Origin of the sequence: Rhodococcus sp. C3V, from assembly GCF_029269915.1 — a bacterium.
Lineage (GTDB): Bacteria > Actinomycetota > Actinomycetes > Mycobacteriales > Mycobacteriaceae > Rhodococcus_F > Rhodococcus_F qingshengii.
The window spans coordinates 92,011-115,960 of sequence record NZ_JARJBE010000005.1 but is presented as its reverse complement, the minus strand read 5'-3'; the positions used below and the strand labels follow the sequence as shown (position 1 = coordinate 115,960).

The 23,950-nt window shown below is 62.6% G+C and carries 25 protein-coding genes; 13 read left to right on the top strand and 12 right to left on the bottom strand.

Annotation, left to right across the window (positions count from 1 at the left end; all coding sequences use genetic code 11):
* Positions 1–73: 73 nt before the first annotated feature.
* Positions 74–1,606: a PucR family transcriptional regulator gene (locus P3G66_RS15455; protein WP_230359179.1), complete on the top strand. Its 1,533-nt coding sequence runs from the start codon at positions 74–76 to the stop codon at positions 1,604–1,606.
* Here the strand turns inward: P3G66_RS15455 and P3G66_RS15450 are convergent.
* The 3 genes from P3G66_RS15450 to P3G66_RS15440 form a co-directional block, all read right to left on the bottom strand.
* Positions 1,582–3,018: an aldehyde dehydrogenase family protein gene (locus P3G66_RS15450; protein WP_276116807.1), complete on the bottom strand. Its 1,437-nt coding sequence runs from the start codon at positions 3,016–3,018 to the stop codon at positions 1,582–1,584. The genes P3G66_RS15455 and P3G66_RS15450 overlap by 25 nt on opposite strands.
* A complete protein-coding gene (gene gabT, locus P3G66_RS15445) occupies positions 3,015–4,388 on the bottom strand; it encodes a 4-aminobutyrate--2-oxoglutarate transaminase (RefSeq protein WP_276116806.1) in 1,374 nt (457 codons plus the stop codon). Before gabT ends, P3G66_RS15450 begins: the two co-directional genes overlap by 4 nt.
* 106 nt (positions 4,389–4,494) lie before the next feature.
* On the bottom strand, positions 4,495–5,301 hold the full coding sequence (locus P3G66_RS15440; protein WP_276116805.1) for an alpha/beta hydrolase: 807 nt from the start codon (positions 5,299–5,301) through the stop codon (positions 4,495–4,497).
* A 75-nt stretch (positions 5,302–5,376) separates the two neighbouring features.
* Between P3G66_RS15440 and P3G66_RS15435 the strand changes: the two genes are divergently transcribed.
* Positions 5,377–6,138, top strand: a complete 762-nt coding sequence (locus P3G66_RS15435) for a DUF2127 domain-containing protein (protein WP_276116804.1) — start codon at positions 5,377–5,379, stop codon at positions 6,136–6,138.
* Here the strand turns inward: P3G66_RS15435 and P3G66_RS15430 are convergent.
* Positions 6,122–7,261, bottom strand: a complete 1,140-nt coding sequence (locus P3G66_RS15430; protein ID WP_276116803.1) for a cation:proton antiporter — start codon at positions 7,259–7,261, stop codon at positions 6,122–6,124. The two genes, P3G66_RS15435 and P3G66_RS15430, sit on opposite strands and share 17 nt — an antisense overlap.
* A gap of 7 nt (positions 7,262–7,268) precedes the next feature.
* Positions 7,269–7,631: a hypothetical protein gene (locus tag P3G66_RS15425; protein ID WP_042446474.1), complete on the bottom strand. Its 363-nt coding sequence runs from the start codon at positions 7,629–7,631 to the stop codon at positions 7,269–7,271.
* A 272-nt stretch (positions 7,632–7,903) separates the two neighbouring features.
* On the opposite strand from P3G66_RS15425, the gene P3G66_RS15420 reads away from it, so the two are divergent.
* Both P3G66_RS15420 and P3G66_RS15415 read left to right on the top strand, forming a co-directional pair.
* Positions 7,904–8,350 carry a cupredoxin domain-containing protein gene (locus P3G66_RS15420; RefSeq protein ID WP_042446430.1) on the top strand — a complete coding sequence of 149 codons (447 nt, stop codon included), beginning with the start codon at positions 7,904–7,906 and terminating at the stop codon, positions 8,348–8,350.
* Between the two features lie 96 nt (positions 8,351–8,446).
* Complete coding sequence (locus P3G66_RS15415; RefSeq protein ID WP_276116802.1) at positions 8,447–10,222, top strand: CocE/NonD family hydrolase; 1,776 nt, start codon at positions 8,447–8,449, stop codon at positions 10,220–10,222.
* An 18-nt stretch (positions 10,223–10,240) separates the two neighbouring features.
* Here P3G66_RS15415 and paaI read toward each other — a convergent pair whose 3' ends face one another.
* From paaI to P3G66_RS15395, 4 genes are all read right to left on the bottom strand, one after another.
* Positions 10,241–10,609 (bottom strand): hydroxyphenylacetyl-CoA thioesterase PaaI, encoded by a 369-nt coding sequence (gene paaI, locus P3G66_RS15410; RefSeq protein ID WP_050794025.1) that lies wholly within the window; start codon positions 10,607–10,609, stop codon positions 10,241–10,243.
* A 66-nt stretch (positions 10,610–10,675) separates the two neighbouring features.
* Entirely contained in the window at positions 10,676–10,987 is a 312-nt protein-coding gene (locus P3G66_RS15405; RefSeq protein ID WP_007730606.1) for an EthD family reductase, read from the bottom strand.
* A 6-nt stretch (positions 10,988–10,993) separates the two neighbouring features.
* Positions 10,994–13,036, bottom strand: coding sequence for a phenylacetic acid degradation bifunctional protein PaaZ (gene paaZ / locus P3G66_RS15400; RefSeq protein WP_047269395.1), 2,043 nt, complete (start codon positions 13,034–13,036; stop codon positions 10,994–10,996).
* A gap of 88 nt (positions 13,037–13,124) precedes the next feature.
* A complete protein-coding gene (locus P3G66_RS15395; protein WP_276116801.1) occupies positions 13,125–13,736 on the bottom strand; it encodes a TetR/AcrR family transcriptional regulator in 612 nt (203 codons plus the stop codon).
* A gap of 107 nt (positions 13,737–13,843) precedes the next feature.
* Between P3G66_RS15395 and P3G66_RS15390 the strand changes: the two genes are divergently transcribed.
* The 9 genes from P3G66_RS15390 to paaK all read left to right on the top strand — a co-directional run bounded on the left by P3G66_RS15390 (position 13,844) and on the right by paaK (position 21,496).
* Positions 13,844–14,572 carry an enoyl-CoA hydratase/isomerase family protein gene (locus tag P3G66_RS15390; RefSeq protein WP_276116800.1) on the top strand — a complete coding sequence of 243 codons (729 nt, stop codon included), beginning with the start codon at positions 13,844–13,846 and terminating at the stop codon, positions 14,570–14,572.
* Complete coding sequence (locus P3G66_RS15385; RefSeq protein WP_007730617.1) at positions 14,569–15,426, top strand: 3-hydroxyacyl-CoA dehydrogenase family protein; 858 nt, start codon at positions 14,569–14,571, stop codon at positions 15,424–15,426. The genes P3G66_RS15390 and P3G66_RS15385 overlap by 4 nt, the downstream gene beginning before the upstream one ends.
* Positions 15,427–15,453: 27 nt before the next feature.
* Positions 15,454–16,239, top strand: a complete 786-nt coding sequence (locus P3G66_RS15380; protein ID WP_276116799.1) for an enoyl-CoA hydratase-related protein — start codon at positions 15,454–15,456, stop codon at positions 16,237–16,239.
* Between the two features lie 92 nt (positions 16,240–16,331).
* Positions 16,332–17,300: a 1,2-phenylacetyl-CoA epoxidase subunit PaaA gene (paaA, locus tag P3G66_RS15375; protein WP_029256502.1), complete on the top strand. Its 969-nt coding sequence runs from the start codon at positions 16,332–16,334 to the stop codon at positions 17,298–17,300.
* On the top strand, positions 17,297–17,614 hold the full coding sequence (gene paaB, locus P3G66_RS15370; protein WP_007730622.1) for a 1,2-phenylacetyl-CoA epoxidase subunit PaaB: 318 nt from the start codon (positions 17,297–17,299) through the stop codon (positions 17,612–17,614). The genes paaA and paaB overlap by 4 nt, the downstream gene beginning before the upstream one ends.
* A 28-nt stretch (positions 17,615–17,642) precedes the next feature.
* Positions 17,643–18,560 (top strand): 1,2-phenylacetyl-CoA epoxidase subunit PaaC, encoded by a 918-nt coding sequence (paaC, locus tag P3G66_RS15365; RefSeq protein ID WP_029256501.1) that lies wholly within the window; start codon positions 17,643–17,645, stop codon positions 18,558–18,560.
* Positions 18,561–18,562: 2 nt separating this feature from the next.
* A complete protein-coding gene (gene paaD, locus P3G66_RS15360) occupies positions 18,563–19,069 on the top strand; it encodes a 1,2-phenylacetyl-CoA epoxidase subunit PaaD (protein ID WP_037130654.1) in 507 nt (168 codons plus the stop codon).
* Between the two features lie 4 nt (positions 19,070–19,073).
* A complete protein-coding gene (gene paaE, locus P3G66_RS15355) occupies positions 19,074–20,153 on the top strand; it encodes a 1,2-phenylacetyl-CoA epoxidase subunit PaaE (protein WP_276116798.1) in 1,080 nt (359 codons plus the stop codon).
* Positions 20,154–20,194: 41 nt separating this feature from the next.
* Entirely contained in the window at positions 20,195–21,496 is a 1,302-nt protein-coding gene (gene paaK, locus P3G66_RS15350) for a phenylacetate--CoA ligase PaaK (protein ID WP_276116797.1), read from the top strand.
* 2 nt (positions 21,497–21,498) lie between these two features.
* Here the strand turns inward: paaK and P3G66_RS15345 are convergent, their stop codons facing one another.
* From P3G66_RS15345 to P3G66_RS15335, 3 genes are all read right to left on the bottom strand, one after another.
* Positions 21,499–22,122, bottom strand: coding sequence for a LysE family translocator (locus P3G66_RS15345; protein ID WP_276116796.1), 624 nt, complete (start codon positions 22,120–22,122; stop codon positions 21,499–21,501).
* A gap of 93 nt (positions 22,123–22,215) precedes the next feature.
* On the bottom strand, positions 22,216–23,409 hold the full coding sequence (locus P3G66_RS15340; RefSeq protein WP_064075004.1) for a globin domain-containing protein: 1,194 nt from the start codon (positions 23,407–23,409) through the stop codon (positions 22,216–22,218).
* A 31-nt stretch (positions 23,410–23,440) separates the two neighbouring features.
* Positions 23,441–23,890 (bottom strand): Rrf2 family transcriptional regulator, encoded by a 450-nt coding sequence (locus tag P3G66_RS15335; RefSeq protein WP_003943059.1) that lies wholly within the window; start codon positions 23,888–23,890, stop codon positions 23,441–23,443.
* Between the last annotated feature and the right edge of the window lie 60 nt (positions 23,891–23,950).

The window sequence follows — 23,950 nt, the reverse complement described above, 5'->3', positions numbered from 1 at the left end:
CTGTCAGTTCTGTCCACTGCCCATTTATCCACTGCCTTTCTATTCACTGCCTTCGGAGGTTCCGGTAATGCCGATGACTGTCCGGCGCCTGGCGGCCACCACTTCGCTCGGCCTCGCGATCGTTGCCGGTCACGACGACGTGGATCTGTCGATCAGCTGGGCGCACGCAATCGAATTGCAGGATCCGACTCGTTGGCTCGCCGGTGGAGAGCTTGTCATGACGACGGGGCTGCACCTACCACGTTCGGCGACAAAGCAATACGAGTACGTCGAGCGCATCGCGCAGACCGGTGCGGTGGCACTGGCGTTCGACACCGGCACCGTGCACGAAAGGGTGCCGGACGCGATCATCAGGGCCGGCGACGAACTGGGTTTTGCCGTGCTTTCCGTCGCCAAGGAGACGCCGTTCATCGCCATTTCGCGGGCCGTGATCGACGAACTGACCGCCGACCAGATACGAACGGTGCAGGCGGTGGTCGACGCGCAGGAGAAGTTGGCGCGTGCTCTGCTCGACGGGGTGCCGGCTCTGATCACTGCCCTGGGTCGAGCCGTTCACGCAGCAGTCTGTGTTCTCGATCGGGACGGCGCGGTGCTGGCTCTGACGGAAGGTGCGAGTTCGTCTCTGCCCGAACGCATCAGGGAGCGATCAGGTAAGGAGCGCAGCCGGATCGTGGTGGACGACGACGGTCACCTGGCCATTCACCGCCTTGCTGTGAGCGGCACGCTGGCCGTGGCGTCCGACGCTGCCTTGGATCAGTCCGAGCGATTGTTGGTGGGCCACACGGTGTCGCTGTTGACCATCGAGCTTGCCAAGCCGTTGCGGGTTGTCGATGCCGAACAGCGGCTGAGGTTGGCGGTTACGACGATGGTGCGCCAGGCCGGCGGTGACGTCGACGAAAGTCTGTTGCGGTACTTCGGATTCGAATCCGAAACCACGGTGGTGGCAACTGCCTTGACCGATGTCGGACCTTTGCTTGCGGCCACCGACATCACTTCAGCGGCCCTGGAAGAAGAGTCGGTGCCGTACCTGTTGGCCCCGCTGAATGACGGAACCGGTGTGTGGTTCGTCGTGAAAAGTGAAGTTGCGGAGAAGGTCACGCGCAGTGTGTATGCGAGAGTGCGGGAGAATTCACGCCGGAGTATCAACGGTGGAATCGGTGGCGTCCGGCCGATGAGCGGTGTAGCAGCCAGTCTGCGCGAGGCCGTCTCTGCTGCCAAAGTGGGGCAGGTCGAAGGGCACACGCTCGTTCCGTTCTCGGAACTCGGGACTTTCAGTCTCTTGTTGAGTGTGCAGTCGAGCGATGTTCTGCAGTCGATCGCGGCCGGCGGTCTCGGTGTGCTGGAAGGCTACGACGCCGAGAACGGTTCCCGTCTGGTGGACTCGATCGAAGCGTTCCTGCACCACAATGGTCAATGGGAATCCGCTGCAGCGCAATTGGGTGTTCACCGGCACACGCTGCGTAACCGCATGGACAAGGCTGCCGAGTTGATCGGCCGAGATCTCGATTCCGCCCACACCCGGTCCGAGTTGTGGATCGCACTCAAAGCTCGTGAACTGCTGCAGGCGGAATCGAATTCAGATCATGCTCGGCCGCCCCTGAGATAGACGGTGGTGGTGTGAGTGAAGAACTCTCGTGCCGCGTCGCCTTGTTCCTTGGGCCCGTATCCACTCCTCTTCGCGCCGCCGAAAGGTACGTGGGGATCAGCGCCCGCCGATTCCGAATTGACGTGCAGGATCCCCACGTCCAGATCGTCGATACCGGCAAGTGCACTGGTCAGGTCTTGCGTGAACAATGCTGCGGACAAACCGAATTCGCCCTCGTTCGCCAAGCGGAATGCGTCTGCGGTTGTTGCTGCCCGCTGCACCGCCAGTACCGGGCCGAAGAGTTCCTCGAACCACAGTTCGGTGCTCGCCGGTAGTTCCAGCACTGTCGGCTGGACGTAGTAGCCCGACTGCGGCGCTTCGGCGGTGGCCACAACCCTGGCGCCGCCGTCGACGGCTCGATTGATCCCCTCGATGATCGACTGCTGCGCGTATGCGCTGACCACGGGACCTGTCGTGACGTCGGGATCGAGTGGATCTCCGACTCTCAGTTGCTTGACTTCGACGGTCAGCCTGGCCAGGAATTCCTCGGCGATGGATTCATGGAGCACCAGACGTGAAGTGGCCGTGCATTTCTGGCCGGTTGACCGAAATGCGCCCAGCATGACCTGCTCGACCGCAAGCTCGAGATCTGCGTCGGCAAGTACGACGGCTGCGTTCTTTCCACCCATTTCCGCCTGTACCGGAACTCCGCGCGCCGCAGCAGATCCCGCGATCTTTCGGCCGACGCCGGTGGAACCGGTGAAGGTGACGGCGTCGAGGTCCGGGTGATCGACCAGCGCTTCACCGGCCGCGCTGTCGGCGAGGATCATGTTCAGGACTCCGTCGGGTAGGCCCGCTTCGGTCAATGCCTGCGCGAGACGGAAGGCCAGAAGGGGCACCGCGGCAGCCGGTTTCCAGACGACGGTGTTTCCGTACACCAAGGCAGGCGCAATCTTCCATGCCGGGATCGCGATCGGGAAGTTGAACGGCGTGACGACGCCTACCACGCCGAGAGGTTTGCGAGTGACGAGAATCTGCTCGCTGCTACGTGGGGAGGAATACACCGTTCCGGTCTCGCGGTCGGCGGCGTTGCCGTAGTAACGCAGAATCTGCGCTGCGCGGCGCACCTCTCCGATACCCTCGGCCAGCGTTTTCCCTTCTTCGCGGGTGAGTTCTTCGCCCCAGGCCTCAGCGTTGGAGTCTATGATTTCCGCTGCGCGAGTGAGGTATGCGCCGCGTGCGGACATCGGCAGGCGGGCCCAGTCGTTCGCGGCGATGCGGGCGACGCGAACACCGGTCGCCATTTCGGAGGCACCGGCGCGGCCTCCGGTGGCGACAACCTCGTCGGGACGCGCCGGGTTGGTGTCCGTCAGTGTGCCGTCGCTGCCCGTGACCCAAGCTCCGCCGATCAAGCTGCGCACTGCGACGCTCATCGGACTGCGGCCACAGCGTCGCGAAGAATACCGAGTCCTTCGGTCAGCAACTCGTCGGAGATGCTCAGCGGTGGGAGGAAACGGACGACGTTTCCATAGGTGCCGGCGGTGAGCAGAAGGAGACCGTGCGCGTGGGCGTAGCTGACGATCTGGGCGACGGCCTCGCGATTCGGAGCCTTGTCCTCGTCGTGGACGAGTTCGATTGCAATCATGGCGCCGCGTCCACGAATGTCGCCGATTATGTCTGTGTCCGAAGCGATTTCGGACAAACCTGTGGTCAGAATGTCGCCGATGTCCTTGGCGCGGTCGAGGAGCCTTTCCATCTCGATCGTCTCGAAAACTGCCAAGGCGGCCTCGCAGGCAACGGGATTGCCGCTGTACGTACCGCCGATACCACCGGGATGCGCGGCGTCCATGACGTCGGCACGGCCGGTCACGGCGGCGAGTGGCATTCCGCCGGCGAGACCTTTTGCGGTTGTGATGATGTCGGGGACGAAGTCCTCACTCTCGCTGGCGAACCAGGCTCCGGTTCGTGCGATACCGGTCTGGACCTCGTCCGCGACGACGAGAATGCCGCGCTCACGGCAGAATTCCGAGATTCGCTTCAGGAATCCCGGAGCGGGAACGATGAAACCGCCCTCACCCTGAATCGGTTCCACGACCACAGCGGCTACCGATTCGGCGCCGATCTGAGTGTCGATCGCAAGACGGAACTGGGCGAATGCTTCGTCGGCCGCGTTTTCGGGGCCGCTCGGCCAACGGTAGGGGTATGCCATCGGAACCCGGTAGACCTCTGGTACGAACGGGCCGAATGTGGCCTTGTACGGCTGGTTCTTGGCTGTCATCGTCATGGTCATCAACGTGCGACCGTGGAATGCGTGGTCGAAGACGACAACTGCCGGGCGACCGGTGGCGGCACGTGCGTATTTCACGGCGTTCTCGAGCGCTTCGCTGCCGGTGTTGAACAGCGCTGTTCGCTTCTCGTGATCTCCGGGGGTCAGGCGGTTGAGCGCTTCGCAGACCTCGAGGTACCCCTCGTAGGGGTTTGCGAGGAAACACGTATGGGTGAACTGACCGAGCTGGCGCGTGGTGCGTTCGACCACGCGCGGCGCGCTGTTTCCGACGGTGGTCACGGCGATGCCGCTGCCGAAGTCGATGAACGAGTTGTCGTCGACGTCGACGACAACTCCTCCGCCCGCTGCGGCAACGTAAATGCTGGATCCGCTGGTCAGCCCGGCCGGCAGTGCGGCGCTCCGGCGCTTTGCCAAAGCGCGCGAGTTGGGGCCGGGCACTTCGGTGACGAGGCGTCGTATCTGGGGAAGGGTCGGTCCACCGATACACGTTTCCGTGCCGTGCTCGAGAATGGTCATCGCAGTGCCTCCAGTCGTTTTCCGAACTGTAGGACGGCGATGAATAATCCGGACATGGCCGGATTGTCGAGTGGCTTCTATCTCATAGGACGCCGCGTCCAGCAGGTTACTGTGCGAAACTGGCGAGGAATCGTTGCAACAGTGGGTTGTACACCTCAGGGGCTTCCCAGAACGCTGCATGCCCCACACCGGGAATCACGTGATACGTGCCCTCCCAGAGATTCGCGAAGGTCAACGACGCGACATACGACGTGTTCACGAACGGGTCCTCGGCGCCGTCGATCACCGCGAGAGGCACAGACGCCGTTGCAACCAGAGCCTTCTGATCCGATTCGCGGCCGGCGCCGAATGCGTCGAACATGATCTTGCGAGCGCGCCCGTCCGTGCGTATCGCGGCGTCGAGGGCAGCCTGCTCGAAGGGAACGGCGGTCATTCGTGCGTAGAGTTCGGCTTCTTGCGCGGTGATGACCTCGGTGCCGCCGATGGACAATCCGTCGCCGGCATTGAAGGCGTCGCCGAGCGTCTCGGGATTTGCCGGCGGCGTACCGGTGATGACGATTCCGGTGAGCCCGGGGAATTTCGCGATCAACTCGAGAGCGATGTGTCCGCCGAGCGACCAGCCGACGACAACGGCTCTTTCGACGCCGAGTTCGGTCAGAACATCGACGATGGCGTCGGCGTAACCGTTCTGCGTGTATGCGGCTTCGGGATCGCTGGCGTCCTCGGAGTCGCCGTGGCCGAGTAGGTCCAGAGTGATCATGCGGTAGTCGCCGGCCCAGTCGGCGTCGACCTGATGACGGAAGATGGAGCGGCTGGCCGAGTTCCCGTGGATGAAGACAACCGGAAAACCGTCGGTGGCACTGTCGTCGACTGCCATGACGCCATGCCGGGTTTCGATCTTGGTGGTTGTCATCGGAATCCTCATCGTTCGAAGTGCACGGTCAGCGGGTATCCACGCTACCGGGCACATGCGGCATAGAGTTCACCCGTGGACTTCGCATTGCGCTCGTGCAGTTGGCACGGTCACGAGACCTACGCTCCGGACGAACCGGAACTGCGGGATCGACTACATGTGGATACTGCGGTGGGTCAGGCGTGGCGGTGCCTACGTTGCGGCAACTTCGTCCCGGGAGCGCCCCGAGCATCGGGACCGGCGGACGCCGCCCCCGAGGTTCCGCGGGGGAGGCTGCTTCGCGACCGGTTGATCATGCGACTTCTCGCCACCGAGAGATTGTTCCGCGCTCTGGGTTTGGTTCTTCTGGCGATCGGTGTGTTCGAACTGAGATCGTCGAAGGGTCGCGCCGAGGACGCCTTCGAGAACGAATTGCCGTTGATCAGGCCACTTGCCCGTCAATTGGGCTGGAACATCGACGATTCCAAACTGGTCCATCACATCGAGCAGGCGTTTTCGTTGTCCGCTACGACGCTCACCTGGATCGCAGTCGGGCTGTTGGTCTACGCCGGCCTTCAAGTGATCGAGGCAGTCGGCCTGTGGATGGTCGAACGCTGGGGCGAGTACTTCGCGGTGGTGGCGACCAGCTTGTTCCTGCCCCTCGAAATCTACGAATTGACCGAGAAGATCACGTGGTTGAGGGCCGGGTTGCTGCTGGTGAACATCGCTGCCGTCGTATGGCTGATCTGGAGCAAGCGACTCTTCGGTGTCCGCGGCGGCGGCGCGGCGTATCACGCCGAACATTCGGAGGAGAGCTTGCTGACGGTGGAGAGGGCCGCGGTCAAGCAGGCTTCGTGAGACCAGCTTTCGACGCGGCAGCACCCGCCAGCGTTGCTGCACCGATCGTGATCATGGCGGCGAGGAGGATGGCTGCGGGTTCACCGTCGCGCATCACCCCCAATTGAGTGCCCACCGTAACTGCGGCAACCGGTACTCCCAGTTGCGCGGCGGACAGCACGCCGAGAGGGAGCGGGAGACCGAGGGCGCGTATCGCGGCGTGAACCACGAGAGTTGCTCCGCCCAAGACCAACCCGAGCCAGATGGCGGACGGATGGGTGACGAGGTCGCGCAGATTGATCGCCGCTCCCAACCAGACGAAGAAGAGGGGAGCGAAGAAGCCGTCGGTGATGGCGAAGAGCTGTTTGGCGAGGCGGCGGGGTTCACCGATCGCGGCAAGAACGAGCCCGAAGGCGAAGCCCGCGAGCATGATCGACACGTGAGTGCTCGACGCCAGCGCTGCCAGAGAAAAGAGGATCACCAGATTGATCCGGAGTTCGAGTGCAAACTTTCGTTTCTCCGAGAATTTGTGGAGCCTTCGCCAATGGCCGGACCGGTGGAAGGCTCGCAGTACGAAGAACAAGGCAACCGCACACGCCGCCACAGCCAGTGCGCCGACACCGGCACGAGGGGCATTGTCCGGATCGATCACCAAAGGCAGCGCAACAATGCAGACGGTGTCCGCGATCGCGACCTGGGCAGTCATCTGCAGAACCGAGGTTCCACCGAGCCCCAGCGAATCGACGATGGGGAGAATCAACGCCGCGGACGACGACGCGATCAGGACCGCGTACAGCGCGGCGTGACCGGTGCCGAATGCCGTCGCCGCACCGTAGCCGGCAACAACCGACAGAAGTCCGACGACAACCGAGCGAACGGCACCCTTGCCGATTGCCGCACGGACTGCCGGATCGCGGACCGGGACGTGTGAGCCGGCCACCATCATCGTGAGCGCGAATCCGATATCGGCCAGGAACGTGAAAGTCTGGTCCGAAGAGTCGAGCAGCCCGAAACCGGTGACACCGAAGACGACGCCCGCGGCAAGTTCGCCGACCACCACGGGGACATGCCAGCTGACGCGAGCGCCGAGCAGCGGGCCGAGAATGCCGGCCAGCGCGACGAGGGCAAGGATGCCGAAGGTCATCGACGACCTACGAGTTAACTGTCGAGGGTGCGATCTTCGCGGGGATGGCGGTGTTCTCGTCCACGTGGTAGCTCGCACAGACACGGTGGTAGCCGTCGGCGATCTGCGCCGGTACTCCGGCGCGGAAGTCTCCCTGCACCAGCAGGATCGGCGACAGCGCGATCCCCTTGCGGATCTTCAACAGGTCGGCAGCAACGTGTGGGTTGTCGACCGGAAGCAGAGGGAGCCCAGCAGCCCGCAGGATGTCTTTGGCCTTCTTCGAGACCAGCGTCGCCGTCTTGAGGGCGTACACGAGAGCTTGGACCTGAACCGGCGTCGCGCCCAACTGGAGGTAATCGCGGGCTGCCGGGTAGTCGTGCTCGTCCGGCAGGTCCTTCCAGAGAACGGCGGGAGCCTTCTCGGCTACCTTCGGCTCTGCTGTCTTGGGAGCCTTGGGCTGCGCTGCCTTCGACGCCTTCGGCTGGGCTGCCTTCGACGTTTTGCTCTTGGCCATCTGTGCTGTTTCCTTCAGTGTCGGTCCGCGAGTGGAGCTGGTGCAGAAATCGTGCACTATCAGCGCCGCAGGCACCACATCGGAGCTGTTTGGCCCCCTAGGCGGCGGGTAATCAGCAGACTGCGGGGGAACGAGCAGGAGGCGAAGCAATGAAGCGGATTCTCGCAGTGCTCGCAGCGCTGATCCTGGCGGTGTTCGCACTGACCGCGTGCAGTGACAACAACGATTCGTCGGACAACGATTCGGCCGATCACGACGGCATGGGGATGACCAGTATGCCGATGACCAGCATGCCGACCAGTATGTCGATGCCGAGCATGCCTCTGGGTATGTCGACGCCGGGAGCGTCGTCGATGGGAATCGTGATCAGCGGTTTCGAATATTCGACGCCGGAGTCGGTGATGCCCGGACAGGTACTGACCATTCAGAACAACGACACCGTCGAGCACTCGGTCACGTCCGATACCGCGGGGTTGTTCAACGAGGACATCGAAGCGGGTGAGACGGAAACCATCACGGTGCCGAACGAGCCTGGAACGTACACGTTCCACTGCACCTACCACCCGAGCATGCACGGCACCTTGACGGTCAAGTAGAGGTCGGCTCGGTCTGGCGTGACTTTCGCGAGAAAACGTTGGCGGCACGCGCCGGATTGAGCTGGTGGAGAACAGATCCGGGTGTACGGTTTTCAGGTGCGCCGGAGAACAGCGATCAGTGTCGTCACGCTCGTGGTTTGCGCCCTCGGCTTTTCGCCGCCGGCGCTCGCGGATTCACCGAACGGCTCGTATTCGTCACAGCTGCTGTACTTCTCGGTCGATGTCGGGCCTGAACTCTCGACGCCGTGCACCGTCGTCGGTGAACTCTTTGTTCCCGATGGTGTCGACTCTGACAACCCAGCTCCCGCGATCCTGACCACCAACGGGTTCGGCGGTTCGTACAAGGACCAGATTCCTGCCCTGCAGAACTTCGCCGAGAACGGGTATGTCGGACTGACGTATTCGGGATTGGGTTTCGGCGGCACGAGTTGCAAGATCACACTCGACTCTCCCGCATACGACGGTGTCGCCGCTTCCCAGTTGGTCAGCTTCCTCGGCGGCCAAGAAGGGATTGCCTTCACGGATCAGGCTCTGACGCAGCCCTATCCGGCGCTCACCACGGTGGTTCAGGACTCCGTCGATCACACCGGTGCACCGTCGACGAACGACCCGCGAGTCGGAATGACGGGTGGCTCTTACGGCGGCGGCATTCAATTCGCCGCCGCGAGTGTCGATCCCCGCATCGACACCATCATCCCCATGATCACCTGGAACGATCTCTCGTATTCCTTGGCGCCCAACAGCACGGGAATCATCTCCGGTGTGTCGACAGCGGAGCCGGGAGCAGCGAAGGTGCTCTTTGCATCGCTGCTCTTCGGCGCGGGCATCGCGAATCCCGGTGTGGACGGTTACATCGCAGATCCCGCACGGCTACCCGGCTGCCCGAACTACGTCCCTTACATGTGCAACGCGATCGCCGAGGCAGTGGTGACCGGCGACATCGGACCGCAAGTAGTGAGTGAGCTACGAGCGTCATCGGTCTCGTCGTTCGTCGACCGGATCAATATCCCGGTACTGCTTGCTCAGGGGCAACAGGACACCCTGTTCGATCTGAACGAGGCAACCGCGACTTACGACGCGCTGAAGGATCGTGGCGTCGATGCCAAGATGATCTGGCATTCGTGGGGGCACAGCCACTTGGCCGCTGCGCCGGGCGAGTTCAGCTTCTCCGCACCCGACGAGGATACCCAGTACGAGACCGGTCGCTTCATGGACTGGTTCGATCACTACCTCAAGGACGAGAACACCGAGACCGGCCCGGAATTCGCGTATTTCCGCAACTGGATCGACTACGAGGGAAACGCGGCACCGGCCTACGCGACGTCCGACACCGTCGATGTCGGGACCGCTCGCGCCTTCCATCTGTCCGCTGACGGGGGACTGCTACCGGACGGCACGCCGGTGATACCGGGTTCGAAGACGATCGTCACCGCACCGGCTGGGCTGCCGACGGGCGTAGAGCCACTCAATATCAATCCGGCCGGAAACATTCCGAATGCACAGATTCCGGGAACCGAGGCGCTCTGGACCACTGCGCCGATGACCGAGGCTATGGACGTGGTGGGAGCCCCCACTGTGACGCTGCGTGTTGCGGCGCCCGGACAGCCGGTGGTGTTCGCGAAACTCTACGACGTGGCTCCGGACGGAACTTCCTCGCTGATCAACGGACTCATCGCGCCCATACGCATCAGTGATCCGTCGCAGCCGGTGCCGGTGACGATGCCGGCGATAGTGCACCGATTCGAGCCAGGGCATTCCGTGCGTCTCGCGATCACCGGTGGCGACATCAGTTTCCGTGGGGGACTGCAAGGTATGCCGGTGACGATCTTTGCCGACGGTTCCGGCCCCCTCGAACTTCCCGTCGTGGGCTGATACACCGTGGGCTGAATTTCAGCGGGTGATGGTTCGACTGTCGCCGCGGAACTCGGCCACGACGGTGTCGCCATTGCGAACGGTCACGTCGTAGATCCCACTTCGGCCGCCTCGAGCCTTCTCGGTGGCGATCGCGGTCAAGGTGTCGCCCAGACGGGTCGGACGCAGAAATCTGATGTCCGCGCGCGCTGCAACGGCTGAATCCTCGTAGCCGTTGCAGGCGAGCGCAAACGCGGTGTCCGCGAGCAGGAAAACATAACCGCCGTGTGTGATTCCGTGACCGTTCACCATGGTTTCGCCCACGGTGACGGTCACGGTTGCGCTACCGGGCGCCAGCTCGGAAATCTCGATACCGAGTGCCTGCGACGCCTGGTCCGCGTCGAACATCTCTCTCGCGGTGATGCTTCCTGTACTCACGAGACAACTCCTGTGGGATCGGGAAATTGCAGGGGTCTAGAGGACCGAGACAACTTCCTGGACATACATGTCGACCGTGCCGGTGGCAAAGTTTGCGACATCTTTTCCAGCGGCGCCCATCTCCGGGGACTTCAGGCCGCTCTGCATAGTCTCGAGATCGGGAAACTCGAGGTTGGCGACGGCATAGAAGACTGGATCGGAGCCGTCCAGCGTCGAGCACTTGCTGAACGTGAAGTCCGAGAGCCCTGGCACTGCGCTGGCGAGCGGGACGTGGATCTCGTTGTAGTACTTGTCGAAAGCCTCCGGATCGGTGGGGCGTCCGTAACACACTGCTACTCGATAGGTCATGTGCTTTCAATTCCCTTCGGGGCGAGTCTTGGCTACCAGAGTCAGGACGTCGTATGTCGCGACCGGATCGTTGTCCTGGTTCGTCACCACGGCGTCCCAACGAACCTCACCGTAGTCGGCGCTGCTGCGAGGTGTGATGGTCTTGGCTGTGAGGGTGACCGTCAGGCTGTCTTCGGCTTTGACCGGAGTCAGGAACCTGAGGCTGTCCACGCCGAAGTTCGCGAGAACCGGGCCGGGAGCCGGGTCGACGAACAGGCCCGCAGCGAGTGAGACAACAAGATAGCCGTGCGCGACGATGCCGCCGAAGAGTGGATTCGCCGCAGCGGCCACCGGATCGGTGTGAGCGTAGAAGGTGTCACCGGTGAACTCTGCAAAATGATCGATGTCTGCGAGTGTGACCTGGCGCGGACCGCCGACAACAGTGTCACCGATCTTCAACTCGGCGAGACTCTTTCGGAATGGATGTTCGGATCCGGTCGTGCGCTGCGATCCGGTGAACCAGCGCTCGCCGACTGCGGTGAGGACGTCGGGTGTGCCCTGTACGGCGGTCCGCTGCATGTGGTGCAGAACTCCGCGGATGCCACCCAGCTCCTCACCGCCGCCGGCACGGCCGGGACCGCCGTGTACGAGGACTGGAAGGGGAGAGCCGTGGCCGGTGGATTCCTTGGCGTCGTCGCGGTTCAGCACGAGCACTCTGCCGTGAAAAGCTGCGAGACCCAGCACCAGTCGACGTGCGATGTCGGTGTCGGCAGTGACCACCGAGGCGACGAGGCTTCCCTCGCCACGGGCCGCGAGTTCGATCGCATGATCGATGCCGTCGTATCCGATGACGGTGCTGACGGGTCCGAAGGCCTCCAGTTCGTGTACCTCGTGCGCATTCTCTTCCGCCCGGAGAAGGACTGGGGAAAGGAAGGCTCCTGACTGGCCGTCGGCACCGACCACGTCCACGTTGTCCGGGTCTCCGAATACGATGGTTGCCGACTTCGTCAGACCGCGAATGGATTTCAAGACCTCATCACGCTGTTCGATGCTGGCGAGAGCTCCCATAGTGACGCCATCAGCATCGGGGTGTCCCACGACAACTTTGTTCAGTCGCTCGGATGCGGCATCGACAACGGCGTCGACCAGCGAGAGCGGGACCAGGGCGCGCCGGATCGCCGTGCACTTCTGGCCCGCCTTGACCGTCATCTCGGTGACGAGTTGTTTGACGTACAAATCGAATTCGGGCGTTCCTGGTATGGCGTCCTCGCCGAGGATCGACGCGTTGAGTGAATCGGCTTCGGCATTGAAATGGACACCCTTGCCGACGACGTTCGGGTGAGCACGCAGCGTTGCTGCGGTGTCGGCGGATCCGGTGAATGCCACTGAGTCCTGCCCGCCGAGGTGATCGAGGAGGCCGCGTGCACTACCGGAGAGCAGTTGGACGGAACCCTCTGGGAGCAAGCCTGACTCGATGATGCGCCGGAAGACGAGTTCGGTGAGATATGCCGTGGAACTGGCAGGTTTGACGATGGACGGCACCCCCGCGATGAATGCCGGTGCCAGCTTCTCCAGGAACCCCCACACCGGGAAATTGAAGGCGTTGATCTGCACGGCGACGCCGCGACGTGATGTATAGATGTGTTGCCCGAGGAAGGTTCCGCCCTTGCCGAGAGGCTCGACGTTTCCGTCCAGAAAGACTGTGCTGTCGGGCAATTCGCGCCGAGCCTTGCTCGCGTAGCTCAGCAGGGTCCCGAATCCGCCGTCGATGTCCACCCCGGAATCTCGCGTCGTCGCACCGGTGGCAGTGGAGAGTGTGTAGAACTCGGCTTTTCCTGCCATCAACGTGAGGGCGAGAGCCTTGAGCGCGCCGGCACGTTCGTGGAAGGTCATCGCGGACAGTGCAGGCCCGCCGACCTCGCGGGCGTACGTAACCATCTCGGCGAGGTCGATGCCGGTTGCGGAGATCCGGGCCACCTCCGATCCGTCCACTGCGCTCGGCAACGGGGTACCTGCGTCCGGTGCGGCGTACCACTGACCGGCCACATAGCTTTCCAACAGTCTGCTCACGACAACTCCATCTCACCGTACGTTCGGTCGGTAATTACGATCGCCCGGTAACGCCGCGTTGTCAAGGATTCGGCAGAACTGCCTGGAGTCAGGCCTTGCGAAGTCCGTCGAAAGTGACGGCGACGACCGCGTCGGCGATGTCGGAGACGGACTCACCCGCTCGGGGTTTGTACCACTCGATCAGTGAGTTGACGGTGCCGAACATCAGCTTGCTGGCGAGGGCTGGTTCGATGTCCGGGCGCAAGTCTCCCTCCGCTGCGGCGGACGCGACGAGACCTCCGACGAAGTTGTCGAATTCGCGTCGACGAGCTAGCGCGGCGCGCTCGACCGTCGTGTTGCCGCGGACGCGCAGGAGCAGGGTGACGTATGGAAGCTCTGCGACCAGCACCTCTACGCTGCGCCGGACCAGGTATTCGAGCCGGTCGATGTACGGACCGGTGGTGGCGCACTCTTCGGTCGTGACCGCAAACAGGGCGTTGAGTGCACGCGAAAGGGCGAGTTCGAGAAGTTCTGACTTTCCGGACACATGGTGGTAGATCGAGGACTTCGTGATGCCGAGTTTCTTGGCGAGCACCTCCATGCTGGCGCCGTCGTAGCCCTTGTCGTTGAACACCTTCACGGCCACGGCCAGGAGCGAATCGAGGTCGTAGCCGGGACGTCCGGGGAGGCCGGTGCGTCGAGTGGGGCGTGCCGTAGTCATGTCCCCATCTTCTCAGTTCGGGCAAAGCTGTGCACCATCCTCGTTCTCACCCTTGCCAAACGACCGAATGTTCGGTTACTAATGGAGAAGAGCGAGAAGGAGCGAATGTGAACACCCTGCACGTGGACGAGCGCGAGGATCGCGTCGTGGTCACCCTCGACAGGCCCGCGCAACGCAATGCGATCAACGCGGAAATGATCGACGAACTGCATCAGGTTTGTGGACGCCTCGAACGGGATCCGAAGCTGCTCATGCTTGCGGGGCGCGGCGACCACTTCGCAGGCGGCGCTGACATCGCGGAGCTCCGAGAGCGCGGACGAGAGGAAGCGTTCGCGGGTATCAACCGCACGCTGTTCGACCGAATCGGAAAGCTCCCGCTTCCCACCGTGGCCGCCGTGAGCGGCTACGCGCTCGGCGGTGGGGCAGAGTTGACCTACGCCTGCGACATTCGCATCGCGACAACGACGGCGGTCTTCGGGAATCCGGAGCCCAATCTCGGCATAATGGCAGCCGCCGGCGCCAGCTATCGATTGCCGAAGCTCGTCGGCGTCTCGATCGCGAAGCAGGTGCTCCTCGGTGCCAGAAACCTCGACGCCGAGCAGGCGCTACGAGCGGGCCTGGTTGTCGAGGTAACCGAACCGAACTGCCACGTCGACGCAGCGCATCGGCTGCTCGACCGCATTTCCCGACTGTCCCCGCTGGCACTGCGATTGACCAAGATCATCGTCGATGCGCCGGGATCGCATCCGTTTGCCGACGACATCGCCCAGGCCGTCCTGTTCGAGAGTTCGGACAAGCGCGATCGCATGACGGCCTTCCTGGAGAAGAAATCATGACTGAAGCAGTTGCACCGAAGACCGTCGGAGTCATCGGCGGTGGACGCATGGGTGCGGGTATCGCCCAGGTGTTCGCCAGTCTCGGCGGGGCGGTCACCATCGCGGAGAGTGGCGACACCGCGGCCGCGTTGCAGCGTGTTTCCGCCGGCCTCGACAGAGCTCACGAGCGAGGGAAACTCGACGACCAGGACCCCGCGACGGTGCTGGCGCGCGTGAGCACCGTGGACGCAGTGACCTCGTTGCCACCGTCGCTCGACCTGATCGTCGAGGCGGTCCCGGAAATTGCGGCCCTCAAGGTCGAGGTGCTCGCCGCTGCGGAAACCGTTGCCGGAGAAAGCACCGTGATCGCCAGCAACACCAGTTCCATGTCGATCGCCGAACTCGGCGCAGCGCTGACGGATCCGGGCCGGTTCATCGGTATGCACTTCTTCAATCCAGTCCCGGCGTCGCTGTTGGTCGAGATCGTCCGGGCGCCTCAGACCCGCCCCGAGGTTGTCGACTCGGTACGAGCATGGGTGTCGATGCTCGGCAAAGCCGAGGTGCTCGTCAACGACTCACCTGGTTTTGCAACCAGCCGGCTTGGTGTCGGTCTCGGGCTCGAAGCCATCCGCATGCTCGAAGAGGGTGTGGCGGACGCGGAATCGATCGACCGAGCAATGGAATTGGGGTATCGGCATCCGATGGGCCCGCTGCGTTCGACAGATCTGGTCGGGTTGGATGTGCGCCTGGCGATCGCCGAACACCTCGCGAGCACGCTCGGTGATCGATTTGCACCTCCAGCACTGCTGCGAGAGAAGGTGGCTCGCGGCGAGTTGGGGCGCAAGACGGGACAGGGTTTTCACACATGGAGCTGAACCGAACTTCCTGCGAAAGGAACATCGATGACTGACGTGATTCGCTTGGAGATCGAGCGAGGTTTGGCGACAATCACTCTCGACCGACCCAAGGCCGCCAATGCCGTCAACGGCGAAATGAAGTCTCAGATGCTCGAAGCGTTGCTGCAGGTCCACGCGGACGCAGAGGTTCGAGCGGTGTTGATTCTCGCCGAAGGCAAGAACTTCTGCGTCGGTCAGGATCTGGGCGAGCACGCCGCAGCGTTGGATGCTGATCCTGCGCACGCGATGGATACCGTCGAGGCGCACTACAACCCCATCGTCACGGCGCTGTCGGCGCTCTCTGTCCCGGTGGTGGTGGGTATCGGCGGAGCCTGCGTCGGGGCCGGGTTGGGAATCGCGTTGGCCGGAGACATCCGTGTCGTGGGGGCTCGCGCGAGCTTTGCGACGGCATTCACCGGCATCGGTCTGGCCAGTGACTCCGGGCTCAGTCATGCGCTCGTGCACGCGCTCGGACCTAGCCGCGCCAGTGGCCTGATGTTGCTCGGCGACAAGTTCGACGCGCAGAGTGCGCTGGAGTGGGGCTTGGTTCATCGCGTGGTGGCCGACGAGGACGTCGCAGCTGAGGCTCGGGTACTCGCGCGTCGGCTTGCCGACGGACCCACCGCGGCCTTCGCCCACGTGAAATCGCTGATCCGTGCCGTTGCTCCTGGGCTTTCCCGGACGCTGGCGGCCGAGGCGAACGCACAGGTGGAGCTGGGTTCCACGGCAGATCATCGAGGCGCAGTCACGGCTTTCCTGTCGAAGCAGAAGCCGGTTTTCGAGGGCCGCTGATTTCTGGTGCGGCGAAAGATTCTCTTGTGTGCTGGGACACCTCGGTGCATACTAGTTACCAACCGATCATTCGGTAATAAAAGGTAGGTACGATGACCAACGTGGAAGCTCCACAAGACCTGCAGAACCTGTTCGACGAGACGATCGCGGCAGACCAGCGCATCGAGCCTCGCGACTGGATGCCGGACGGCTACCGCAAGACTCTGATCCGTCAGGTTGCCCAGCATGCGCACTCCGAAATCATCGGAATGCAGCCCGAGGGAAACTGGCTCACCCGTGCGCCTTCGTTGCGACGCAAGGCGATCCTGATGGCGAAGGTCCAGGACGAAGCCGGGCACGGTCTGTATCTCTACTCCGCGGCCGAGACGCTCGGTGCCGATCGTGGCGATCTGACCACCAAACTGATCGAGGGAAAGCAGAAGTACTCCTCGATCTTCAACTACCCGACACTGACCTACGCCGACGTGGGTGTGATCGGCTGGCTGGTCGACGGAGCCGCTATCTGCAATCAGGTTCCGCTGTGCCGCAGCTCCTTCGGGCCGTATGCGCGCGCGATGATCCGTGTGTGCAAGGAGGAATCGTTCCATCAGCGGCAAGGCTTCGAGCTGTTGGCGACGATGATGCGCGGCACGGAAGCTCAACGGGCAATGGTGCAGGAAGCCGTCGACCGATGGTGGTGGCCCGCTCTGATGATGTTCGGACCGCCGGACGACGAATCGCCGAACACCGAGCAGTCGATGAAGTGGCGCATCAAGCGGCACACGAACGACGAACTGCGGCAACGATTCGTGGACATGTCGATACCGCAGGCCGAGATACTCGGTGTGACCTTCCCTGATCCCGACCTGCGCTGGAACCCCGAGCGTGGCGCACACGATTTCGGCGAGCCGGACTGGAGCGAATTCATGGACGTGGTCCGCGGCAACGGAGCGGCGAGCGTCGAGCGGATCACCAATCGGAAAGCCGCACACGACAACGGGGCCTGGGTTCGCGAGGCCGCGTACGCCTTTGCACAGCGCGAGAGACTCGCGCACGATCGCACGACTGGGGAAACATCATGAGCGAGAACGATCAGGTACAGCGCGATCAGGTGCGGGGCGAATGGCCTTTGTACGAGGTATTTCTGAGGGGAAAGCGCGGACTGAACCACGTGCATGTCGGATCCCTGCGCGCGGCAGACGATCAGATGGCCCTACGCCACGCGCGCGACGTCTACACCAGACGTAACGAAGGCGTGAGCATCTGGGTCGTGCCGTCAGCGAACATCGTGGCTTCGAGTCCGGCAGAAAAGGATCCGTTCTTCGCGCCGAGCGGCGACAAGGTCTACCGGCACCCGACTTTCTACGACATCCCGGACTCCGTTCCGCACATGTGAGAATCACTTCGACTTCGAGGACCAACAGATGAACGATCACGACAGTGCCTACGACGGCCTGGTCGACGGCGACGGCCACGGTCAGTGGGCGTTCGGAACCAGCTTCGACGACCCCCTCGCCGGAGTCGACACCACGGTGCCGGATGACGTCGATCTCGGTGCGCTGGCGCGCTACTGCCTCATGCTCGGCGACGACGCGCTCGTCAGTTCGCAGCGCCTCGCCGAATGGTCGACGCGGGCACCGGAACTCGAAGAAGAGGTAGCTCTCGCGAATGTCGGTCTGGATCTGATCGGACAGGCCAGGCTGCTGCTGGCTCGCGCGGCAGCAGCCGATTCCACTGTCGTTCCGTTCATCTCGGACACGTCGCCGGTGCCGGCTGAAGATGCGCTTGCCTTCTTTCGTGATCAGTTCGGTTTCCGCAACGTGAGACTGGTGGAGCTCGCCAACGGCGACTTCGCGCACACGGTCGTTCGGCTACTCGTGTTCTCGACCTGGCGGCTGGCGCTGTTCGATCGGCTCCGCACATCGCGGGACCCGGTCCTCGCGGCCGTGGCGAACAAGGGCGTCAAAGAACTGACCTACCACCGCGACTACGCGGCAAGATGGGTTGTCACGTTGGGCGCCGGCACGGCAGAATCCAAGCGTCGGACTGCCGCGGCCCTGCTCGAGATCTTCCCGTTCGTGGACGAACTCTTTGTTCCCACCCAGGACGAACTCGTTTTGGCAGAAGTTGGCGTCGGAGTGGATCCGCGTACTGTTCGGCCGGAGTTCGACGCTGTTCTTGCCCAGGTCCTCCATGCAGCCGAAATGGAAGAGCCCCCTTCGCGTTTCTCCGGTTTCGTCGGCGGCCGCGGCGGGCGTGCCGGACTGCACACCGGGGCACTGGGGCTACTTCTCGCCGAAATGCAGAGCGTCGCTCGGGAGCATCCGGAAGGGGTGTGGTGACCGTGACTGCCGCTACCGTCTCTTCGGCGCAGGAGATCGTCGCCTCGGTGATGGATCCGGAGATGCCACTGTTGACCTTGGCCGATCTCGGCGTCATCCGATCGGTCGACGTCGAAGCGAACTTGGTCTGTGTGACAATCACTCCCACCTATTCCGGGTGTCCGGCGATGGCGACGATGCGAGACGACATCGAGCACAAGCTGACCGACGCGGGGTACGGCAGCGTCCAGATCAAGACTCAACTGTCGCCGCCTTGGAGTTCGGATTGGATCAGCGAAGAGGGGCTCGCGAAACTTCGGACGGCCGGGTACTCGGTGCCGGGGGCCGCGCCGCGTCGCACCTCCGGCCCGATCGCCTTGACCTTGACGGCCAAGCCGCGCGACATCCTGTGCCCCCAGTGCGGTTCGGCAAACACCAGACTGAGTTCGGAATTCGGTGCGACCCTGTGCAAAGCGCTCTATCGCTGCCTCGACTGCCTCGAGCCGTTCGATCACGTGAAGGAGATCTGAACAGATGAGTACCGCAACGACGGACCGGAACAAACCATTTCACCCGTTGACGGTCGCCGGTGTCGAATCACTGTGCGACGACGCAGTTGCCGTCACCTTCGACGTGCCTGCCGATATCGCCGATCAATTCGACTTCGGCGCCGGGCAGTCACTGACACTGCGGCGGATGATCGATGGCGTCGAACACCGTCGCTCCTACTCGATTTGTGCACCGGTCGGGGCGTCTCCACGTGTGGGGGTTCGCGAAGTAGCAGACGGACTCTTCTCCTCCTGGTTGGTGCGAGACGTCAAGGCCGGGGATCGAATCGACGTCCTGGGCCCATCTGGCAATTTTGTCGCCGATCCGGCATTGGGTGGACGGCACGTTCTGATCGCGGCGGGCTCCGGAATCACGCCCATGTTGTCCATCGCTGCAACACTGCTGGTGAACCCCGAGGCCGATGTCACCCTGCTGTACGGGAACAGGCGCACCCGTTCGGTCATGTTCGCCGAAGAAATCGCCGACCTGAAGGACCGGTACGGTGCACGCCTGGACGTTATTCATGTCCTCTCTCGCGAGCCGCGCGAGGTCGAGTTGTTCTCGGGCCGTCTCGACGCCGACCGGTTGCGCGAGATCTTCACCTCTCTCGTTCCGTGCGACCAGGTCGACGGCTTCTGGTTGTGTGGTCCGTTCGGGATGGTCAACGACGCCCAGGAAGTACTGGCCGGCTTAGGAATTGCCAAGGATCGCATCCATCACGAGCTGTTCTACGTCGACGACGTCGCTCCGCCGGTTGCAGTGCATCGTGAGCCCGGAATTGTGGGACCAGGCAGCGAGGTCACCATCACGCTCGACGGTCGATCGACCACCGCGACACTTCCGCGAGACCAGTCGATTCTCGATGCAGCGGAACAGTACCGATCGGATCTGCCCTTCGCGTGCAAGGGCGGGGTCTGTGGAACGTGTCGCGCCAAGGTCACCTGCGGTGACGTCGAGATGCGCAGGAACTACGCACTCGAAGACTACGAAGTCGACGCGGGTTTTGTACTGACCTGCCAGACCTTCCCTGTCGGTGAACAGATAACAGTCGATTTCGACGCCTGACCGCCCGCACAGCGCCCTCACTGAGCCCACCGGAGACAATCATGACCGAACTCGCCACTGCTACATCGCAAGACATCGAATTTGCCAGTCGGGACCGCATTTCGACGCTCCAACTCGAGCGGATGCAATGGTCCCTGATGCACGCGTACACCAATGTTCCGCACTACCGCAAAGCTTTCGACGACGCCGGCGTCCACCCGAGCGACTTGAAGGATCTGAGCGATCTCGCGAAGTTCCCCTTCACCACCAAAGCGGATCTACGTGAGAACTATCCGTTCAAGATGTTTGCAGTGCCCCAGGACCGGGTCTCGCGAATTCACGCGTCTTCGGGGACCACCGGTCGCCCGACGGTGGTGGGGTACACGAGCAACGACCTGAACAACTGGGCCGATCTCATCGCGCGCAGTCTCTCGGCCGGCGGCGTGCGGTCTTCGGACAAGGTTCACGTGGCTTACGGGTACGGTCTGTTCACCGGTGGATTGGGAGCACACTACGGTGCGGAGCGCTTGGGCTGCACGGTTATTCCCATGTCCGGTGGCATGACCGAGCGGCAGATTCAACTGATCGAGGACTTCGAGCCCGACGCCATCATGGTGACTCCGTCGTACATGTTGACCATCGTGGATGCGATGATCAAGAAAGGCATCGATCCCTCGAAGACCTCACTGAGGGTGGGAGTTTTCGGAGCGGAGCCGTGGACCGAACAGATGCGTACCGAGCTGGAACAGCAACTCGACTTGCATGCGGTCGACATCTACGGACTCTCCGAGATCATGGGCCCGGGTGTGGCAATGGAATGTGTGGAAACCAAAGACGGGCTCCATATCTGGGAAGACCACTTCTACCCGGAGATCATCGATCCGGTCACGGGCGAAGTGCTTCCGGACGGTGAAGAAGGTGAGCTGGTTTTCACCTCTCTCACCAAGGAAGCGCTGCCCATCATTCGCTACCGAACCAGGGACCTGACCCGTCTGTTGCCCGGTACGGCGCGCTCGATGCGTCGGATGCAGAAGGTCACCGGCCGGACCGACGACATGATCATCCTGCGTGGGGTCAATCTGTTCCCCACACAGATCGAAGAGCTGATCCTGACCGTCCCCGCCCTGGCACCCCAATTCCAGTGTGTGCTGGAGCGTCCGGGCCGGATGGATACTCTGACAGTGCGCGTCGAGGCTCGCCCTGACGCGGCAATTTCCGATCATGCGGCAGCGTCTTCGGCGTTGCAGAAGCTGGTGAAGAACAAGATCGGTGTCACGGTCGAGGTGAGCGTTCTCGAACCCGGCGGACTCGAACGCTCGATCGGCAAAGCGCGTCGTCTGATCGACCAACGTCCGAAGGACTGAAACTACTCCAGGGCCATGCGGGTGGCGAAGATTCCGAGAATGCCACCAGCTAGCCATTTCTGAGCCCGCATCCACACCGGACGCGCCATGAGGAAGGTCGACACGGCTGCCGCACAGCACACGATCAACGCGTTGACGGTGACTGCGACCAGGATCTGCACGCCGCCGAGTACGAGTGCCTGTTGCCAGACCGGACCCGCAGTGGGATCGACGAACTGGGGGATCAGGGCCGCGTACATCAGCGCAATCTTGGGATTGAGCAGATTGGTGGTCAACCCCATCCCGAACAGACGGCCGCTACCGTGGCGGTCGACCTCGCCCACCTCGAAAGCGGACTTCCCACCTGGTCGGAGTGTCGACCAGGCGAGATAGGCCAGGTACAGGGCACCACCGATCTTCACCGCGGTGAACACCGTTGGTACGGCGAAGAGAACCGCCGTCAGCCCTGCCCACGTGGCGGTGAGGTAGACCAGGAAACCGGTTGCGACTCCGCCGAGCGAGATCAAACCCGCCCGGCGGCCCTGGCTGATGCTGCGGGACACCAGATAGATCATGTTGGGGCCCGGTGTCAGAACCATCGCCAGGGCGATCAGCGCGACTCCCGTCATCGACGCTGACGTGATCATGTCGGTCTCCCACTACTCGAGTGCGTATGTTTCGTCGAGTACACAAGGGTTTGCAGTCGCGCGCCAAGGTCCAGTTCGCAGGCAGTGGTCCGCTCAGGTGTTGGCCCAGCTGTCGGGCCCGAAGACCTCGTAGTGGATATTCTGTGCCGGGACGTCCCTTTCGAGCAACGATGCGCGCATCGCCAACATGAACGGCATCGGCCCGCAAAGGAAGGCTTGGGTATCGGGCTCCACTGCAATACCTTGCAAATCCGCCCGTCCTTCGTGAACCGATCCGAACGCAACGTGCGTGCCGAGATCCTCGTACCAACGGTGCAGGGTTGCGGCGGGAATCTGGTCGACGAGTGTGCTGAGTTCTGCGCGGTGCGCGTGATCCGCAATGGATCGATCCGCATGGATGACAGATACCGAACGGTCAGCGCCGGTGTCCACGAGATGATTGAGCATCCCGATCATCGGTGTGCAACCGATTCCGGCCGACGCGAGCAGGAGCGGTGAGTTGTCGTCCGGCATGGTGAGATCGCCGAAAGGTGTGGTGACGGAGAGTTCTTGACCTTCGAATACGTTGTTGTAGAGGAAGTTCGACACTTCGCCATCGGGAGTTCCGGAGATTCGCTTGACGCTGATCCGCCAGTCTGCGCTGCTCGGTATCGAACACAGGCTGTATTGGCGGATCTGGCGGGCGCCGTCGGGCAGCGTAACCCCGACCGAAAGGTACTGTCCGGGAGCGAAGGTGGGGAGTGCGCTACCGTCGAGCGAGGTGAGCGTCAGTGAGACGGTGTCGGCGGACTGAAGAACTCGTTCGCTGATCCTTACCGTGCGCCAGACGTCACCGGCGTCGACGCCGGCGAGTTGGTAGAGGCCACGCTCCATCGTGATGAGGGTTTCCGCCATCAGCCAGTAGACCTCGTCCCAGGCTGCCGCGACGTCGGGAGTGACTGCATCGCCGAGTATTTCGACGATCGCGGCAAAGAGGTGTTCGTGCACGATTGCGTACTGGTCGGGCGTGATTCCCAGCGACGCATGCTTGTGCGCGATGCGTGAGAGTATGAGATCGACCTTGGCGCTGTCCGGCTCGAGCTGAAGCGTCGCGAATGCCGCGATGGCACCGGCGAGAGCCTTCTGCTGTTCGCCCTGTTTCTGATTGCCGCGATTGAACAAATCACGTTCGAGTTCAGGATGTGCGTCGAACATCTTGCGGTAGAACAGGGTTGTGATATCGCCGATGGCAGCGCCGACCACGGGAAGGGTGGCGCGAATGACCTCGGTTGACTGTGGGGAAAGCATGAGCTGCTCCGTTCGGTCGAAATTCGATTGATCAGCCTGCTTCGTCGCTCCGGGTGGTGAGGCGTAGCAGGACAGTTTTGGACGGCTGCCGGATGACGTCTTCGATCGTGACCGCGTCGAGTGAAACGAAAAACGCTTCCTGTGCTTCGCGCAACGCACTTCGAAGGAGGCAACCTCCGCGCAATGGGCACGGTTTGTCGCCTTCGCAGTCGACGACTTCACCCGGGCCTTCGAGGCGTCTGGCCAGCCAGCCGATGGTGGCGGTGCGGCCGAGTTCGGTGATGGAAAGCCCACCGCCGCGGCCGCGCCTGGTTGTCACGATGCCGAGCTCTCCGAGCCGTGTAACCACCTTGGTGGCATGGGAGTACGACACGTTGAGCTGCTGCGCAACATCCCGGGTACTGGGGGAGGCATCCGCGTCGAGTACGGCCAACCGCATGACGACGCGCAATCCCAGATCGGTGAACTGCGTCAGTTGCATGATCTGAACCTACATAATTCGCATCTGAGATGACTATTTATGTGAGGGGGATCTCGAGGC

Bases quoted from the DNA above. Each gene is read 5' to 3' on its own strand.
- P3G66_RS15455 (WP_230359179.1), top strand. From the start codon at position 74: ATGACTGTCCGGCGCCTGGCGGCCACCACTTCGCTCGGCCTCGCGATC.
- P3G66_RS15450 (WP_276116807.1), bottom strand. From the start codon at position 3,018: ATGAGCGTCGCAGTGCGCAGCTTGATCGGCGGAGCTTGGGTCACGGGC.
- gabT (WP_276116806.1), bottom strand. From the start codon at position 4,388: ATGACCATTCTCGAGCACGGCACGGAAACGTGTATCGGTGGACCGACC.
- P3G66_RS15440 (WP_276116805.1), bottom strand. From the start codon at position 5,301: ATGACAACCACCAAGATCGAAACCCGGCATGGCGTCATGGCAGTCGAC.
- P3G66_RS15430 (WP_276116803.1), bottom strand. From the start codon at position 7,261: ATGACCTTCGGCATCCTTGCCCTCGTCGCGCTGGCCGGCATTCTCGGC.
- P3G66_RS15420 (WP_042446430.1), top strand. From the start codon at position 7,904: ATGAAGCGGATTCTCGCAGTGCTCGCAGCGCTGATCCTGGCGGTGTTC.
- paaI (WP_050794025.1), bottom strand. From the start codon at position 10,609: ATGTTCGACGCGGACCAGGCGTCGCAGGCACTCGGTATCGAGATTTCC.
- P3G66_RS15405 (WP_007730606.1), bottom strand. From the start codon at position 10,987: ATGACCTATCGAGTAGCAGTGTGTTACGGACGCCCCACCGATCCGGAG.
- P3G66_RS15395 (WP_276116801.1), bottom strand. From the start codon at position 13,736: ATGACTACGGCACGCCCCACTCGACGCACCGGCCTCCCCGGACGTCCC.
- P3G66_RS15385 (WP_007730617.1), top strand. From the start codon at position 14,569: ATGACTGAAGCAGTTGCACCGAAGACCGTCGGAGTCATCGGCGGTGGA.
- P3G66_RS15380 (WP_276116799.1), top strand. From the start codon at position 15,454: ATGACTGACGTGATTCGCTTGGAGATCGAGCGAGGTTTGGCGACAATC.
- paaA (WP_029256502.1), top strand. From the start codon at position 16,332: ATGACCAACGTGGAAGCTCCACAAGACCTGCAGAACCTGTTCGACGAG.
- paaB (WP_007730622.1), top strand. From the start codon at position 17,297: ATGAGCGAGAACGATCAGGTACAGCGCGATCAGGTGCGGGGCGAATGG.
- paaC (WP_029256501.1), top strand. From the start codon at position 17,643: ATGAACGATCACGACAGTGCCTACGACGGCCTGGTCGACGGCGACGGC.
- paaE (WP_276116798.1), top strand. From the start codon at position 19,074: ATGAGTACCGCAACGACGGACCGGAACAAACCATTTCACCCGTTGACG.
- paaK (WP_276116797.1), top strand. From the start codon at position 20,195: ATGACCGAACTCGCCACTGCTACATCGCAAGACATCGAATTTGCCAGT.
- P3G66_RS15345 (WP_276116796.1), bottom strand. From the start codon at position 22,122: ATGATCACGTCAGCGTCGATGACGGGAGTCGCGCTGATCGCCCTGGCG.
- P3G66_RS15340 (WP_064075004.1), bottom strand. From the start codon at position 23,409: ATGCTTTCCCCACAGTCAACCGAGGTCATTCGCGCCACCCTTCCCGTG.
- P3G66_RS15335 (WP_003943059.1), bottom strand. From the start codon at position 23,890: ATGCAACTGACGCAGTTCACCGATCTGGGATTGCGCGTCGTCATGCGG.